At 70.7% G+C, this 15318-nt stretch carries 13 protein-coding genes; 1 reads left to right on the forward strand and 12 read right to left on the reverse strand.

Annotated features, from left to right (window positions below; genetic code table 11):
- Positions 1-94 precede the first annotated feature (94 nt).
- From HW577_RS10055 to HW577_RS10110, 12 genes are all read right to left on the reverse strand, one after another.
- Positions 95-1198, reverse strand: a complete 1104-nt coding sequence (locus HW577_RS10055) for a glycosyltransferase family 2 protein (protein ID WP_198376007.1) — start codon at positions 1196-1198, stop codon at positions 95-97.
- Positions 1195-1977 (reverse strand): lysophospholipid acyltransferase family protein, encoded by a 783-nt coding sequence (locus tag HW577_RS10060; RefSeq protein WP_332837606.1) that lies wholly within the window; start codon positions 1975-1977, stop codon positions 1195-1197. The genes HW577_RS10055 and HW577_RS10060 overlap by 4 nt, the downstream gene beginning before the upstream one ends.
- 32 nt (positions 1978-2009) lie before the next feature.
- Positions 2010-3590 (reverse strand): phytoene desaturase family protein, encoded by a 1581-nt coding sequence (locus tag HW577_RS10065; protein WP_198376009.1) that lies wholly within the window; start codon positions 3588-3590, stop codon positions 2010-2012.
- A 14-nt stretch (positions 3591-3604) separates the two neighbouring features.
- Positions 3605-5179 carry a phytoene desaturase family protein gene (gene crtI / locus HW577_RS10070; RefSeq protein ID WP_198376010.1) on the reverse strand — a complete coding sequence of 525 codons (1575 nt, stop codon included), beginning with the start codon at positions 5177-5179 and terminating at the stop codon, positions 3605-3607.
- A gap of 68 nt (positions 5180-5247) precedes the next feature.
- Positions 5248-6858 (reverse strand): acyl-CoA dehydrogenase family protein, encoded by a 1611-nt coding sequence (locus tag HW577_RS10075; RefSeq protein WP_198376011.1) that lies wholly within the window; start codon positions 6856-6858, stop codon positions 5248-5250.
- Positions 6855-8018 (reverse strand): FAD-dependent oxidoreductase, encoded by a 1164-nt coding sequence (locus HW577_RS10080; RefSeq protein WP_198376012.1) that lies wholly within the window; start codon positions 8016-8018, stop codon positions 6855-6857. Before HW577_RS10080 ends, HW577_RS10075 begins: the two co-directional genes overlap by 4 nt.
- Before the next feature lie 20 nt (positions 8019-8038).
- Positions 8039-8866 carry an aldose epimerase family protein gene (locus HW577_RS10085; protein ID WP_198376013.1) on the reverse strand — a complete coding sequence of 276 codons (828 nt, stop codon included), beginning with the start codon at positions 8864-8866 and terminating at the stop codon, positions 8039-8041.
- Positions 8856-9698, reverse strand: a complete 843-nt coding sequence (locus tag HW577_RS10090; protein WP_198376014.1) for an NAD-dependent epimerase/dehydratase family protein — start codon at positions 9696-9698, stop codon at positions 8856-8858. The genes HW577_RS10085 and HW577_RS10090 overlap by 11 nt, the downstream gene beginning before the upstream one ends.
- Before the next feature lie 4 nt (positions 9699-9702).
- On the reverse strand, positions 9703-11001 hold the full coding sequence (locus HW577_RS10095; RefSeq protein WP_198376015.1) for a TRAP transporter large permease: 1299 nt from the start codon (positions 10999-11001) through the stop codon (positions 9703-9705).
- 7 nt (positions 11002-11008) lie between these two features.
- Entirely contained in the window at positions 11009-11572 is a 564-nt protein-coding gene (locus tag HW577_RS10100; protein WP_198376016.1) for a TRAP transporter small permease, read from the reverse strand.
- Positions 11569-12570, reverse strand: a complete 1002-nt coding sequence (locus tag HW577_RS10105) for a TRAP transporter substrate-binding protein (RefSeq protein WP_198376017.1) — start codon at positions 12568-12570, stop codon at positions 11569-11571. Before HW577_RS10105 ends, HW577_RS10100 begins: the two co-directional genes overlap by 4 nt.
- 89 nt (positions 12571-12659) lie before the next feature.
- On the reverse strand, positions 12660-13373 hold the full coding sequence (locus HW577_RS10110) for a GntR family transcriptional regulator (protein WP_232474821.1): 714 nt from the start codon (positions 13371-13373) through the stop codon (positions 12660-12662).
- A 54-nt stretch (positions 13374-13427) separates the two neighbouring features.
- On the opposite strand from HW577_RS10110, the gene araD reads away from it, so the two are divergent.
- Positions 13428-15155, forward strand: a complete 1728-nt coding sequence (araD, locus tag HW577_RS10115) for an L-arabinonate dehydratase (RefSeq protein WP_198376019.1) — start codon at positions 13428-13430, stop codon at positions 15153-15155.
- The last annotated feature ends 163 nt before the right edge of the window (positions 15156-15318 follow it).

Here is a 15318-nt window from a genome sequence, read left to right on the forward strand (position 1 = left end):
ATACCCCCCCTCAACCTTCTTTGCGACCGTGGGCGCCAGGCGCCAAACAGCCAAAAAAGGGAGGGGGGGCGGGGGAGGTTCTCCTCCCCCGCACTTACGTCGTCCCCGGCGCCGCATAGGCACGACCCTTCCAGCCTTCCTTCCGGCCCATCAGGAAGCGCGCCAGCGCCGTCCACTGGATGGCGAGGGCGACCAGCACGGCGACGGGATGCAGCAGGATCGTCCAGGAAGGTTCGCGCGCGCGGCGCGTGATCGCCATGCGCAGGCCGAACACCATGGCGAGCGCGATCGCCGCCTGCCAGGCCGGCAGCAGGAAGAAGGGCCACAGATGCGCCCCCGCGAGCACCACGGTCCAGACCGGCAGGCCGACCGGCGTTGCCATGCCTTCGCGGGCGTTCTTGAGGAAGCCGCGCCAGGACTCCGAAAAATCCCGGTACATGCGGCAGGTGGCCACGCCGCTGCCTTCCACGATCTCGGTCCGGTGGCCGCGCGCGCGCAGCAGGCGGGCGAATTTCAGCCCGTCATGCAGCGTGGTGCGCAGGGCAGCATGGCCTCCGACGGCTTCATAGGCGCCACGCTCGAACATCATCATCTGCCCGCAGCCGGCGGCGAAGCCCGGATGGCGCGTGAAGGCGCGCCCTCCACCCGGCAGGTAGCCCACCAGCAGCAGGTTGATCATCGGCACCGTGACGCCCTCGCCCCAGGTCTGCATGACCTGGCGCGGCACGCCGGAGACGAGGCCGAGGCGCTGGCGCGCCATGTGCCCGGCCAGCGCGGCGGCGGCCTGCGGCTCGAGCCGCACATCGGCGTCGATGAACAGCAGGTGCGTCCCCCGCGCGGCTTCCGCCAGCCGCGCGCAGGCATGCATCTTGCCGGACCAGCCCTCTGGCAGCGCCGGTGCTTCCACCAGCCGCACGCGCGGATCGGCCGCGGCGATGCGGCGCACGATGTCGGGTGTGCCGTCGGTCGAGCCGTCATCCATCACGACGATCTCGATCGCGACGCCGGTCTGCGCGAGCGACGCGGCGATGCAGGCTTCGATGTTCGCCGCCTCGTCGCGCGCGGGGACCAGGATGGACACCAGCGCGCCGTCCGGCACGGCACCCCGCGGCCCTCGCACCAGGGCGAGGTTGATCGCGCCGAGCGCGGCCGGAAAGATGGCCAGCGCAAAGGCGATCCAGGCATAGTCGAGGTTCACCGTGCGTCTCCCGTCTGATGGTCGTGGCGGGGGTCGAAGCGTTCTCCGCGCATCGTTGCCCGCAGGCGGCGCCACAATTGATAGACGCCGCCCATGCCTTCCTTGCCTTGCACGAGCGTCTCGAACCTGGCCGGGTCGCGGGAGATCGCATCCTCCGCCAGCCGGTCGCAGGTCGCCGCGAGCGCCGCCGAGAGATGGGCTGTGCGTGCATCCCGTTCCAGGGTGAGCAGCGTTGCCGCCGGGATCGGGTCGCCGAAGGCGACGAGCATTTCCGCCTTGCGCTCCGACCAGAACGGATAGTCGAGCGCGAGCGGGACGAAATGCGCGCCGGGCGCCATCTCCGGCAGGCGCGTCATGCCTTGCGCGATCGGGATGGGCCTTTCCCGCGGGTCGGCGAAGCGGCCCGGCGCGTTCATCCAGAGGATGTGCGAGGGGTCCTTCAGCACGTGTTCGGCCGTGCGCAGGAAGGCGACGGTGCCGCGGGAGGAGCCGGTCTCGATCCCGAAGACGCCGAGCCGTCGCATGAACGCGTATTTGTCGAGCGCCCATTCCGCCATGGGCGTGAAGAGCGGCCGGTCCTTCAGCAGGCGGCGATAGAGCAGCATGAAGGCGACGCCATCCCACCATGACGGGTGGTTGGCGAAGATCACCGCTGGCGCGCCTTCCGGCACGCGCGGGGTGCCCCATTTCGCGATTCGCACCGCGCGCATATGCGTGCGCGTGAAGCGCGTGAACATGAAGTTGAAGAAGTCGAGGTGACGCTCCGAGCGGAGCGTCACCGGGTCGCGCGTGGGCTTGCCCGATCGCGCCATTATTCGGCGGCGAGCAGCGCGTCCCGCAGCCCCGCCCGTTCCGCCGCGGCGGACATGCCGCGCCCGCCGAGGTCGCGGTCCATCGCATCCGCCGCGATCCAGCCCGACATCATCACCATCGGCATGCCCGGGCCCGGATGCGCCGCGCCGCCGGCGAGATACAGCCCCTTGATCGCCTTCGACCGGTTGGAAGGCTTGAAGGCGCCGAGGAAGGCGCCATGCGAGGCAAGCCCGTAGATCGCCCCTTCCAGCACCTTGTAGCGGTTGTGGATGTCGACCGGCGTCAGCGCGCGCTCGACCACGATCCGCTCCTCGATATCCTCGAGCCCGGCGGTGCGCTTCAGCTTGTCGAGGATCTTCTGCCGGTAGGGCGCGAACATCTTCGACCAGTCATGCCCCGGGCGCAGATGCGGCGTGTGCACCAGCACGTAGAGCGCCTCGCCCCCTTCGGGTGCCACCGTGTCGTCGGAGACGGACGGCGCGCACAGATAGGCGGTCGGGTCGGGCGCGGGCTCGCCCTTCTTGTAGATGCTGTCGAACTCCTCCTCCGCGTCGCGGGAGAAGACGAAGCAGTGATGCGCAAGATGCTCGTAGCGCTTCTTCAGCCCGAGATAGAGCACGACGCCCGAGCAGGCCGGCTGGTAGCCGCGCTTCTGCATCGCCTTCGCCGGCGGGCCCTTCACCAGTTCGGTGTAGGTGCGGATCGCGTCCATGTTGGAGATCAGCGCGTCGCAGGCGATGCGCTCGCCATTCGCCGTCACGCTGCGCACGGCGCCGTTCGTGATCTCGATATCCGTGACTTCGCTGTCGGTGCGCAGGTCCGCGCCCAGGTCGCGGGCGAGCTTCGCGAGCCCCTCGGCCACCGCGCGCGTGCCGCCGACCGGGTACCAGACGCCCTCGCTCGCCTGCATGTCGCCGATGCCGCAGAGCACGGCGGGGGCGAGGTAGGGGTTGGAGCCGACATACTGGGTGAAGTGATCCAGCATCTGCGCGAGCCGTTCATCCGGCACATGGCCGCGGATCACCTTCGCGACGGTGCGGCCCATGCGCAGCGCGAGGATGTCGCGCAGCACCTCCGGCTTGAAGTTGTCGGAGAAGGACATGGTGTCGCCGATGCCCTCAACCGGCTTCCAGAAGAAGAACCGCTCGCTGATCTCGTGCAGGTGGCGGGAGACCTCCTGGAACTTGCGGTAGCCCTCGCCATTGGCCTTGCCGGGGGCGAAGGCGTCCATGGCCTTCGCCATGGTGTCCACCTTCTCCATCAGGTCGATGCGCGTGTTGTCGTCGAAGAAGCAGCGCCATTGCGGGTCGAGCCGGATCAGCGGCAGCTCGTCCTGCTGCACGCGGTTCGCCTCGGCGTAGATGCGGCGCAGCACGCGCGGCACGGTCAGGATGGTCGGGCCCATGTCGAAGCGGAAGCGCCCCGGCCCTTCCGGATTGTCGAGATGCAGGACGGCCGCCTTGCCGCCGAGCCAGGGGTTGCGCTCGAGCAGCGTCACCTGGTGCCCGCGCGCCTGCGCGACGGCGGCGGCGGCGAGCCCGCCGAGCCCGCTGCCGATGACGACGACGTTCGCACCCATATCGCGTTCCTCCTTCAGTCGCCCATCGCGGGCTGAGCGGCGCCAAGCCTGTCGCCGCTTTCGGCCATCGGCCGCATGCCGAGGTCCTGCATCAGCAGCTTCGCGCTGATGCGGGCCCCCTCGTAGATCACCGGCAGGCCGCTGCCCGGATGGGTGCCGCCGCCGACGAGATAGACGCCCTCCGCCTTGCCGAAGCGGTTCTGCGGGCGGAAATGCATCATCTGCCGGACATTGTGCGCCAGATTGAAGGTGGCGCCGTAGCCCACCGAATACTCGTCCTGCCAGCCCTGCGGCGTGACGATCTTCTCGTAGCGGATGCGGCTTTCGATGTCAGTCAGGCCGAGCGCCTTCAGCCGGTCGAGTGCGAGGCGCCGGTAGCGCGGCGCTTCCTTCGCCCAATCCTGCCCGCCATGCAGGTTCGGCACCGGCACGAGCATGTACAGCGTCGAATGCCCTGGCGGCGCCAGCGACGGATCGGTGCCCGCGGCGGCCTGCACGTAAAGCGAGGGATTGTCCGGGATGACGCCGCCCTCGATCTGCTCGAGGTTGCGCTGGTAGTCCTCGGCCAGCAGCACGGTGTGGTGCGCGAGGTCCGGCAGCGGGCCTTCGAGACCCAGGTAGAGCATGAAGGTCGAGCAGGAGTAGCGCGCCTTCTCGATCTTCTGGTCGGGCCATGCCGGCCGCAGCGCCTCGGGCATCAGGCCGGGGATGGCGTGGGCGAAGTCGGCGTTCACCACCACCGCATCCGCCGCGTGGCGCGTGCCATCGACCTCGACGCCCGCGGCGCGCTTGCCCTCGAAGGCGATGCGCTCGACCTTCTCGCCCAGGCGGATCTCGACGCCGAGCCTGGTCGCGACGCGCGCCATGGCCTCCGAGACCGCGCCGCAGCCGCCGCGCGGGTGGAAGATGCCGTGCTCGTATTCCAGGAAGGAGAGGATCGAGAACATGCTCGGGCAGCGGAAGGGGCTCATCCCGAGGTATTTCGACTGGAAGGTGAAGGCGAGGCGCGTGCGCGGGTCGCTGAAATGGCGCTTGAGGTCGGTGTCGAGCGAGGCCCAGGGGCGCAGGTAGCGCAGCCCCTTCATCACCTCCGGCGCCAGGTAGGTCATCAGCCCGTGGAAGGGGCGTTCCAGCACGGGCCGGAAGGCTTCGAGCTTGACCCGGTTGTCCTCCATGAAGGAGCGCAGGCCCTTCGCGTCCGCCGGGTTGATCTTCGCGATCTCGGCTTCCATCCGCCCGATGTCGGGGGAGGCGTCGATGGTCAGCGGGTTCTTGCCCTCGAAGACCAGCCGGTATTGCGGGTCGAGCCTGATGAGGTCGACCTCGTCATCCAGCGAAGCGCCGCACCCCTCGAAGATCTCCCGCAGAATGCGGGGATAGAGGAAGAAGGTCGGGCCGATGTCGAAGCGGTAGCCTTCCTCGGTCGAGATGGTGCGGGTGCGCCCGCCCACCGCGGCTTCGCGTTCGAAGACGGTCACGCGCGCGCCCTGCGCGGCGAGGATCATGGCGGAGGCGAGTCCGCCGGGGCCGGCGCCGATGATGGCGACGCGCGGGCGGGTGCGGGCGATGGCGGGCAGGGGGGCGTTCATCCGGCTCATTCGTCTTTACCAGGGTTGCCGCAAGATTGCCCCGCCGGGCCGGGGCGCAAGGGCGCGATTCATGCCGCGAGCGCCCCTTCGATCTCCGCGAATCGCCCCGCGGCGCGGGGCAGCAGGCGGCGGAGGTAGAAATCCGCGGCCGGACCGTAGGCGGAAGGATCCTCCGCCGCGGCGCGGGCGAGCATCCAGCCGCCCAGCACCCAGCCCGCGGCGTCCAGATAGGCGACGGCGACGGACTGGCCGGCATCGGCATTCCGCCCCTGGGCGGCGAGCACGGCCTCCGTCGCCGCTTCGAGCCCGGCGACGGCGCTGCGCAGCCGCCCATCGGACAGGCGCTTCACCTCGGCCAGCAGGGCGCGCATCTCCGCCCCGCCATCCTTGGCCACCTTGCGCACCAGCAGGTCGATCGCCTGGATGCCGTTGGTACCTTCGTAGATCGGCGCGATGCGGGCGTCGCGCAGCACCTGGGCCGCGCCGGCATCCTCGACGAAGCCCATGCCGCCATGGACCTGGATGCCGGTGGAGGCCGTCTCGACGCCGCGATCCGTGCCCCATGCCTTGAGAATCGGCGTCAGCAGGGCGAGGCGGGTCTGCGCCGCTTCCTCCCCCAGCAGCGCGTGGCGGTCGACGCAGGCGGCGGTCTCCAGCGCCAGCAGCCGTGCCGCGAGCGTGGTGCTGCGCATTTCCATCAGCATGCGGGCCACGTCCGGATGCTCGGCGATCGGGCGGCCGCCCTGCACGCGCATCGCGGCGTAGGATTCCGCCAGCCGCAGCGCGGCGGCGCCATGCGCAACACCCTGCGTGCCGACGCCCAGGCGGGCGTTGTTCATCATCGCGAACATCGCCGGCAGGCCGCGATGGGGCTCGCCCACCAGCTCGGCTTCCGCGCCCTCGAACAGCATGACGCAGGTCGGGCTCGCATGGATGCCCATCTTGCGCTCGATCCCGCCGCAGCGGAGCGCGTTGCGCGTGCCGTCCTCCTTCACCTTGGTGCAGGCGAACAGGGAAATGCCCTTTGAGCCCGGCGGCGCATCCGGCAGGCGCGCGAGCACGAGATACAGGATGTTCCCGGTGCAGTCGTGCTCGCCCCAGGTGATGTAGATCTTCTGCCCGTGCAGCGCGTATTTGCCCTCGCCCAGCGGTTCCGCCCGCGTGCGCAGCACGCCGAGGTCGCTGCCGGCATTGGGTTCCGTCAGGCACATCGCGCCGGTCCATTCGCCGCTGACCATGGGCGGCAGCCAGCGCGCGGCCTGGTCGGGTGTGGCGTGATGCACCAGGCAGTCGATCGCGCCCGCGGTCAGCAGCGGGCCCAGCATGAACGACGTGTCGGCCGCCATGCCGAGTTCCGTCATCGCCGTCCAGAGCGAGGCCGGCAGCCCCTGGCCGCCATGGTCCACGGGGGCGGAGAGCGACTGCCAGCCGCCTTCCATCCACTTGGCGTAGGCGTCCCGATAGGGCGTGGTGACTGTGCCGTTGGCATAGACCGCGCCCTGCCGGTCCGCGGCCTGGGCGTTGGGCTGCAGCACCTCCCGGCAGAAGCGGTCGGCTTCCTCGACGATCTGCGCGATGTCCGCGGCCGAGAGCGGCGCGCCGGCGCGATCCGTCAGCGCGGGCAGGCCGACGATCCGCGTCAGGCCGAAGACAAGGTCGGTGGCGGCGGTGCTGGTCATGCGGGGATGCTCTCGATGGCGGCCAGCAGGCCGGGCGCGGGCGGCGCCTCGCCCGCCGCCCAGGGCACGAGGTTCGGCGTCAGCGCGGGCTCGCGCGCCGTGGCGGCCAGCGCCAGGCCCAGCAGCGGCGCGAACTTGAAGCCATGGCCGGTGAAGCCGGACATGACGAAGGCGCGCGGCCCGAGAGGCTCCACCACGAATCGCTCCCCGTCCTCGACATCGTAGTAGCAGGCCCGCGCGCCGAGGATGCGGTAGTCGCCGAGGTCGCGGATGCGCGGGCGGGCGAAGGCGAGGATCTCCTCCGCCTCGGCCGGGGTCGCGTCGCGCGGGTCGGCCTCGGCGTCGCCGGTGCGGGAGAAGCGGTGGTCGCCGATCTTGAGCGGCGTGCCCGCGACCGGCGGCACGGCGTAGAAGCCGCCTTCTTCCGCCAGGTCGAGCAGCATCGGCGCGCGCGCCCAGGCTTCCGCATGGTGGGCCGGCGGTTCCAGGCGCACCAGGATCTGGCGGGAGGCGACGACGCGCGGGGCGAGCGCGGCGGGCAGCAGGCGCGGCGCCCAGGGCCCGGCGGCGAGCACCAGCAGGTCGGCCGATTCGACGGTGCCGTCCGCGAGCCGCAGCGCGCCCGCCTCCGGCATGACATCGACGGCGCGGCCGCGCAGCATCGCCACGCCCCGCACGGCAAGGTGGCGCGCCAGGCCCGCGACGATCCGTTCCGCCAGCAGCACGCCGCCCGGCGCCATGTGGAACGCGGCGCCGATGCCGGCCTCGGTCAGCATGGGGAAGCGCGCGGGGATCTCGGCGGGGGAGAGGTCCTGGAAGGCGCGGCCATCGGCGGCGAGTGCGGCGCGGCTGTCGCCGAGCCAGCCCGCTTCGCCGCCGGAGACGGCGAGCACGCCGGTCCGGATGTGCAGCACCTCGCCCAGGTCGCGCCACAGCATGTCCCAGGCGGCATAGGCCGGGTCCACCATGCGCATGTAGCCGGCCTGCGCGCCGTAGGCGTGGCGGATCAGCCGGTGGTGATCGACCGAGGCGCCGCGCGGGTTCGGCACAGGGTCCTGGTCCAGCACGCGCACGGCGAAGCCCTGGCGGACGAGCCCCCAGGCGGCCGAGAGGCCCATGATGCCGGCGCCGAGGACGAGGGCGGTGGGGGAGGAAGCCATGCCCCATCCTATGCCCCGGCCTAGGGCAGGTGTGAACACTCCGCTGACAGGATGATGCGTCCGGTCAAGATTTCCCCGGGGGCGAGCCGCCGCATCGGGCCCAGATCGGCCAGATCCGGGCGGTTCGGCGCGTCCGGCAGATGGGAACAGGGCTCGACGCAGAGCACGGGCCGGTCGCGCGGGGCATAGACCTGCAGGTTGGTGGCGAGTGCGCCGGTCGCCTCCAGCGTCAGGGCGAGCCCCGGCCAGGCGATTCGCGCCATGCCGTCCCAGCCGGTGAAATGGGTGTCGAGGCCGAGGAAGGCCTCCTCCCCGCCACTGAACCCGTGGATGAGGTCGGCCGCGACGGGCAGCGTGCGGGCATCGTGCCGGCAGCGATGCGTGGCGCGGAACATCAGGCGCGTGCCTGGCGGGCGCCGGAACCAGGGGTGCCAGCCGGCGCCGAATGACATCGCCTCCGCCCCTGTGTTGATGATGGCGAGGTCGATGGTGAAGGCGTCTTCCGTGACGGCGACACCCAGCCGCGCGGCGTAGCGGTAGGGCGCGGCATCGACCTCCTGCGCCAGGGTCGCCGAATCGGGCGCCTGTGCGGCCACCTGCCAGGGGCGGTCGCGGGAGAGGCCGTGGATCGCCGTGCCGTCCTGCGGCCGGTTCACCGGCAGGCGATGCTGGCCGAGCCGCCCGCCATCGAGCCGGTTTGCCCAGGGGATCATCCAGAAGGCGGGCTCGTCCGCCAGCAGATCCTGCCCGGCGAAGACGAGGCGCGTGACGGATGCGCCCCGCGCAGGGTCGATCGTGACCGCCCAGTCGCCCGCGGCGAGCGCGACCGAACCGGGCTCAGTCGTCAAGCGAGAAGCAGTCGCGCGGGGAGGGCGCGGCACGGGAGTATTCGATCGCGGTGTAGCCGCCGCCCTGGTAGCGCTCGGTGACCGGGTCGGCGGTGATGGAGCCCACTTCGGGCCGCCAGGGCTCGGCGCTGTCCTGCGGCGCCCAGCCGATGCGCTCCCGATGATCCTTGCCCCAGTACGACGCTGGGTTGTCGGAACAGGCCCAGATCACGGCATGGCCCGCGCGGGGGGCCAGCACGCAGCGCTCGACCAGCCGGGTGAGGTCGCCATAGGACAGCCAGGTGGAGAGCATCCGCCGGTCGATCGGCTTGGGGAAGCAGGATCCGATGCGGAGGTTGACGTTCTCGACGCCGTGCTTGTCCCAGTACATGCGGCCCATGAGTTCGCCATAGGCCTTGGACAGGCCGTAATAGCCGTCCGGGCGGAAGGCGCAGTCGAAGTCGAGGCGCTCGCTGTTCCCGGTCGGGCGCTCGTGGAAGCCGATCGAGTGGTTGGAACTCGCGAAGATCACGCGCGCGCCCTCGCGCCGCGCGGCCTCGTACACGTGGTAGAGGCCGCGGAGGTTCGGGCCGAGCACTTCCTCGAACGGCTTTTCCACCGACACGCCGCCAAAATGCAGGATGGCGCCGCAGCCTTCCGCCTGGCGGATCAGCGCCACGCCGTCATTGAGATCCGCCTTCACGAAGGTGGCACCGGCGGGCAGCGCGTCGGGGAAGGGGGTGATGTCGGTCAGGCGCAGCCGCCAGCCTTGGGCTGCGAGCGCGGCGGCGAGATGCCGGCCGAGATTGCCCGAGGCGCCGGTGAGCAGGACGGGCTTGGCGGGTGCGGTCATGGCGTCAGGCTCCGTAGCCGAGCAGCAGGCGCGGCAGGGTGAGGGACATCGCCGGCCAGTAGGTGGTGAGCATCAGCGCGAACAGGATGGCGCACCAGAAGGGGATGATGGTGCGCATGATCTGCTCCATCCTGATCTGGCCGATGGCGCAGCCGACGAAGAGCACGGCCCCGACCGGTGGCGTCGTGAGCCCGAGGCCGAGATTCATCATCATCACCATCCCGAACTGCACCGGGTCCATGCCTATGGCGACGACGACCGGCAGGAAGATCGGCGTGGTGATGAGAATGAGCGCGGCCATGTCCATCACCGCGCCGAGCAGCAGCAGGCAGACATTGATCAGCAGCAGGATGACGATGGGGTTGCTGCTGATGGCCAGCATCCCCTCGGTCAGGATGTCGGGCAGGCGGTACATCGCCAGCAGCCAGGCGAAGGCGGTCGCGGTGCCGACCAGCAGGAAGACCACCGATGTGGTGCGCACGCTGGCGCGCACCGCGATGACGAAATCCCCCCAGGACAGCGCGCGGTAGACGAGCAGCGTCACGAGCAGCGCCCAGATCGCGCCGAAGGCCGCGCTTTCCGTCACGGTGAAGACGCCCGACAGAACGCCGCCCAGGATGATGACGGCGGTCATCAGCCCCGGCAGGGCATCGACGAAGGTCCAGGCCAGATGGCGGAAGCCGCGCCAGGCATCGGCCGGATAGCCACGCCTGACCGCCATGACATAGGCGGCGATGCCGAGGCTGAGGCACATCACGATGCCCGGCACGATGCCCGCGATGAACAGCGCCGAGACCGAGATCCCGCCTCCCGCCGCCAGCGAATAGAGGATCATGTTGTGGCTGGGCGGAATGAGGATGCCGGCGATCGACGAGGTGACGGTGAGCGAGACGGCGTAGTCCACGCCATAGCCCTTGGCCTTCATCGCGGGGATCAGGATGGTGCCGGTGGCCGAGGTGTCGGCGACGGCCGAGCCCGAGATGCCGCCGAACAGCATCGAGGTCGAGACATCGACCATGCCGAGCCCGCCGCGCATCCAGCCGACGCAGGCCGAGGCGAGCGCGACCAGCCGGCGGGCGATGCCGCCATGGAGCATGATCTCGCCGGCGAAGATGAAGAAGGGGATGGCGAGCAGGGCGAAGATGCTCATGCCGCTCGCCATCTGCTGGAAGACGACGGCGGGGTTCAGCCCTTCGTAGATGAAGCCCGCGGCGGCGGCTATGCCGAGGCAGAAGGCGACCGGCACGCCCGCCATGACGAGCGTGCCGAAGACGACGAAGATCAGGATCAGGCCGAATTCCACGGGCGCGCTACTCCAGGAAGGCGGCGGCAACGCCGCGCTTCTCGGGCGCGTCGCGGCGGTAGATGTCGTGCAGCACCTGCTCGATCGCGTAGAGCGTCATCAGCGCCCCGCCCACGACCATCGGCGCGTAGGTCCAGCCCTGGCTGATGCCGAGGAGCGGGATGCGGAAATTCGCCACCGTGCCGACCAGTTCCCACGACCAGATCGCCATGCCGAGGCCGAACAGCCCCATCAGCGCGTCGCAGCCCATCGCGATCCAGCGCTGCGCGGCCCGCGGCAGCGCTTCCCGCACGCCGAGGACGGAGAGGTGGAAGCGTTCGCGCACGCCGACCGCCGCGACGGGCATGGCGATGGCGAGGATGGCGAGCGTCGCCGCGCGCTCGATCCAGGTCGGCGTGTCGTTCAGCACGTAGCGGCCGAAGACGAGCCAGCCCATCATCGCGATCAGCACGACGAGTGCGATGCCCGCCAGCCCGACGGTCAGCGCCGAGAGCATGTCGAGCGCGCGGGTGAAGGCGCGCAGCGCCGGGGGTTCTTCCGCCCCCGGCGCCAGGTGCGGACGTGCGCTCACTGCATCCCGCGGATGGTGCGGACCAGTTCCGCGAGCCGCGCATCGGCGGCGTACTTCGCGTAGACCGGCTCCATCAGCGCCGACCAGGGCGTGCGGTCGGCGATCTCGATCACCGTCACGCCGGCTGCGACGACACGCTCGCGGGAGACGCGTTCCCGCTCCGCCCAGGAGCGGCGCTGGATGGCGGCGGATTCGCGCGCCGCGTCGCGCAGGATGGCGCGTTCCTGCTCGTTCAGCCGGCGCCAGCGCTGGGCGGAGACGGCGAGAACTTCCGGCACGTTGGAATGCTCGGTGGTGGTGTAGAAGCGCGCCACCTCGAAGTGCCGGGTCGATTCATAGGACGGCCAGTTGTTCTCCGCCCCGTCGATCACGCCGGACTGCAGGCTGGTGAACACCTCGCCGAAGGGCAGCGGCGTCGGGTTGGCGCCGAGCGCGCGCATCAGGTCGATCCACAGGTCGGAGGTCTGCACGCGGATCTTCATGCCGCGCAGGTCCGCCGGCGTGCGCACCGGGCGCGTGGTGTAGAGGCTGCGCGCCCCCGCATCGTACCAGGACAGCGCGATGATCCCGATCGCCTCGAGGTCACGGGCGATCGCCTCCCCCGCCGGGCCGTCGATCGCGCGCTGCATGTGCGCGACGTCCCGGAACAGGAAGGGAAGCGTCACCACGTTGGTCGACGGTGCCAGGTTGTTGAAGGGGGAGAGGTTGAAGTTGGCGAAGTCGATGGTGCCGAGGCGCATCTGCTGGATCGCCTCGTCCTGCTGGCCGAGCTGCGCCGAATGGAAGGTGCGCATGCGGATGCGGTTGTTGGTGCGCTCGGCGACCATGCGCGTGAAGGCATCCATGCCGACGCCGTTCGGATAGTCCGCCGCATGGATGTTCCAGCCGCGCCATTCCTGCGCCGCGGCGGGTGTCGCGGCGAGGCCGAGCACGCCGAGCGCGGCGGCCGCGACGGCGGCGAACAGGGTGCGGCGGCGCCGCCCGGTGGTCGGGGTCATGGATGCTCCTCCTCCTGCGGGGGCGGTCGGCCGCCCCTCATGTTCAACTGCAATAGCAGTTTGGAGTGTGGCGCCCGGACCCGGCCGCGTCAACGCCCGTTGCGCATCTGGGGCGGGGCCGGAAGCACGCCGTTGGTCACGAGGGAGCGAAGGATGTGCTGGCGCATCCGCGCTTCGGCCAGCGCCGGGTCGCGCCGGCGCAGCGCGGCCACGATGCCCTGGTGTTCGCGCAGGGCCTTGGGCAGGTCGCGCGGCGTGCTGCCCACCGCCCGGTGCCGCCCGAGATGGTCGTACGCACGCAGCGAGCCCACCGAGCGGATCAGGAACTGGTTGCCCGTGGCGCGATGGATCAGGGCGTGGAATTCCTCGTTCGCCGCGTCGAGCGCGTCGGTGTCCCGCGCTTCCGTCCCCGCCTTCATGCGCGCGAGGATCGCGCCGAGCGCCGCGAGGTCGGGGGCTGCGATCCGTTCCGCCGCCAGCGCGGCCGCGACCCCTTCGAGGGCGGCGCGGATTCGGCCTAGTTCGGCGAGCTGCGCGGCACCCACCTCCGCCACCACCGTGCCGCGCCGCGGCAGGGTGACGACCATGCCGTCCTGCTCGAGCCGGCGCAGCGCTTCGCGCACCGGCTGGGCGGAGATGCCGAGCGCGGTGGCGAGGCTGCGTTCGCTGATCTTGCGCCCGGGCGGCAGCGCGCCCTGCACGATCGAATCGCGCAGGCGCCGATAGGCGCGCTCGCCGAGGGAGAGGCTGTCCTCCTCGACCAGCGGCGCGAGCCTCGTTCGGGCGGCATCCGCGGGGGCCATGGACATCTGCCATAGCAGTTGGCAGCGTGCCGGGGAAGCGAGGAGGAGACACCCATGGCACGGAAGCGTCCGGAGGAATTGCGCAGCCACCGCTGGTTCGGCGTGGAGGATCTGCGCGCCTTCGGCCATCGCAGCCGCATGCTGCAGGCCGGCTTCGCGGAAGCGGATTTCCGCGGCAAGCCGGTGATCGGCATCATCAACACCTGGTCGGAGCTCTCGCCCTGCCACTTCCACTTCCGCACGCGGGCGGAGGAAGTGAAGCGCGGCGTCTGGCAGGCGGGCGGCTTCCCGGTGGAACTGCCCGCGCACCCCGTCACGGAGCAGTACCAGAAGCCGACCTCGATGCTCTATCGCAACATGCTGGCGATGGAGACGGAGGAACTGGCGCGCAGCCATCCCTGCGACGGGCTCGTGCTGCTGGGCGGCTGCGACAAGACGCCGCCGGGGCTGATGATGGGCGCGATCAGTTCCGGCCTGCCGTCCATCTTCGTCCCCGCCGGGCCGATGCTGCGCGGCAATTGGCGCGGCAAGACGCTCGGCTCTGGCTCCGACGTGTGGAAGTACCATGCGGAATTGCGCGCGGGGAACATCACCCCGGCGCAGTGGAAGGACATGGAAGGCGGCATCGCCAGGTCCTTCGGCACCTGCATGACGGCGGGGACGGCGGCGACGATGATGCTGGCGGTCGAAGCGCTGGGCTTCACCCTGCCCGGCGCGTCCAGCATCCCTGCGGCCGATTCCGCCCATCCGCGCATGGCGACGGATGCGGGCCGGCGCATCGTCGAGATGGTGTGGGAAGATGCGACGCCGCAATCGCTGATCACCGAGGGCAGCGTGGACAACGCCGTGACGGCGGCGATGGCCTTTGGCGGATCGACCAACGCCATCCCGCATCTGATCGCGATGGCGCGGCGCGCGGGGATCATGCTGGACCTCGAGCGCTTCGACGCGCTGTCGCGCCGCGTGCCGCTGGTCGCCAACCTGCGCCCCAATGCCGGCGAATACCTGATGGAGGATTTCTTCTATGCCGGCGGCGCGCGGGCCTTCCTCAACCGCATCCGCGACTATCTCGACCTCTCGGCCCGCACCGTCACGGGGCGCACGATCGGCGAGAACATCGACGGCGCCGAGGTATTCGAGGACAGCGTGATCCTGCCGCTCGACAAGCCCCTGCAGGCGGAAGGCGGGCTCGCCGTGCTGAAGGGCTCGCTCGCGCCGAACGGGGCGGTCATCAAGACCAGCGCGTCGGAACAGCGGCTGTTGCAGCACACCGGCCCGGCGGTGGTGTTCGAGGACTATGCCGACCTCAAGAAGCGGCTGGATGATCCGGACCTGCCGGTGACCGCGGACAGCGTGCTGGTACTCAAGCAGGCGGGGCCGCAGGGCGGGCCGGGCATGCCGGAATGGGGCATGCTGCCGCTGCCGCAGAAGCTGCTGAAGCAGGGCGTGCGCGACATGGTGCGGATTTCCGATGCGCGCATGTCCGGCACCTCCTACGGCACCTGCGTGCTGCACGTGGCCCCCGAATCGCATGTCGGCGGGCCGCTCGCCTTCGTGCGGGACGGGGACATGATCCGGCTCGACGTCGCGAACCGCCGGCTCGACCTGCTGGTGCCCGACGACGAGATGGCCCGCCGCCGCGCCGCATGGACGCCGCCCGCGCGGCGTTACGCGCGCGGTTGGACCTCGCTCTATCTCGACAACGTCACCCAGGCGGATGAGGGTTGCGACATGCGCTTCCTGGAAGGGACGCAGCCCACGCCGGAGCCGGATATCTACTGATGCCACGCACCCTGACCGACGCCGCCGCCGCGCTTGCCGCCGGGACCACCACCGCCGCGGCGCTGACGGACGCCGCGCTCGCCCGCATCGCGGATCCCGCGGGCGAAGGCGCGCGCGCCTTCGTCACCGTGCATGCGGACACCGCGCGCGCCTCGGCCGCGGC

The sequence above is a fragment of the Neoroseomonas rubea genome (assembly GCF_016106015.1).
Taxonomy (GTDB): domain Bacteria; phylum Pseudomonadota; class Alphaproteobacteria; order Acetobacterales; family Acetobacteraceae; genus Neoroseomonas; species Neoroseomonas rubea.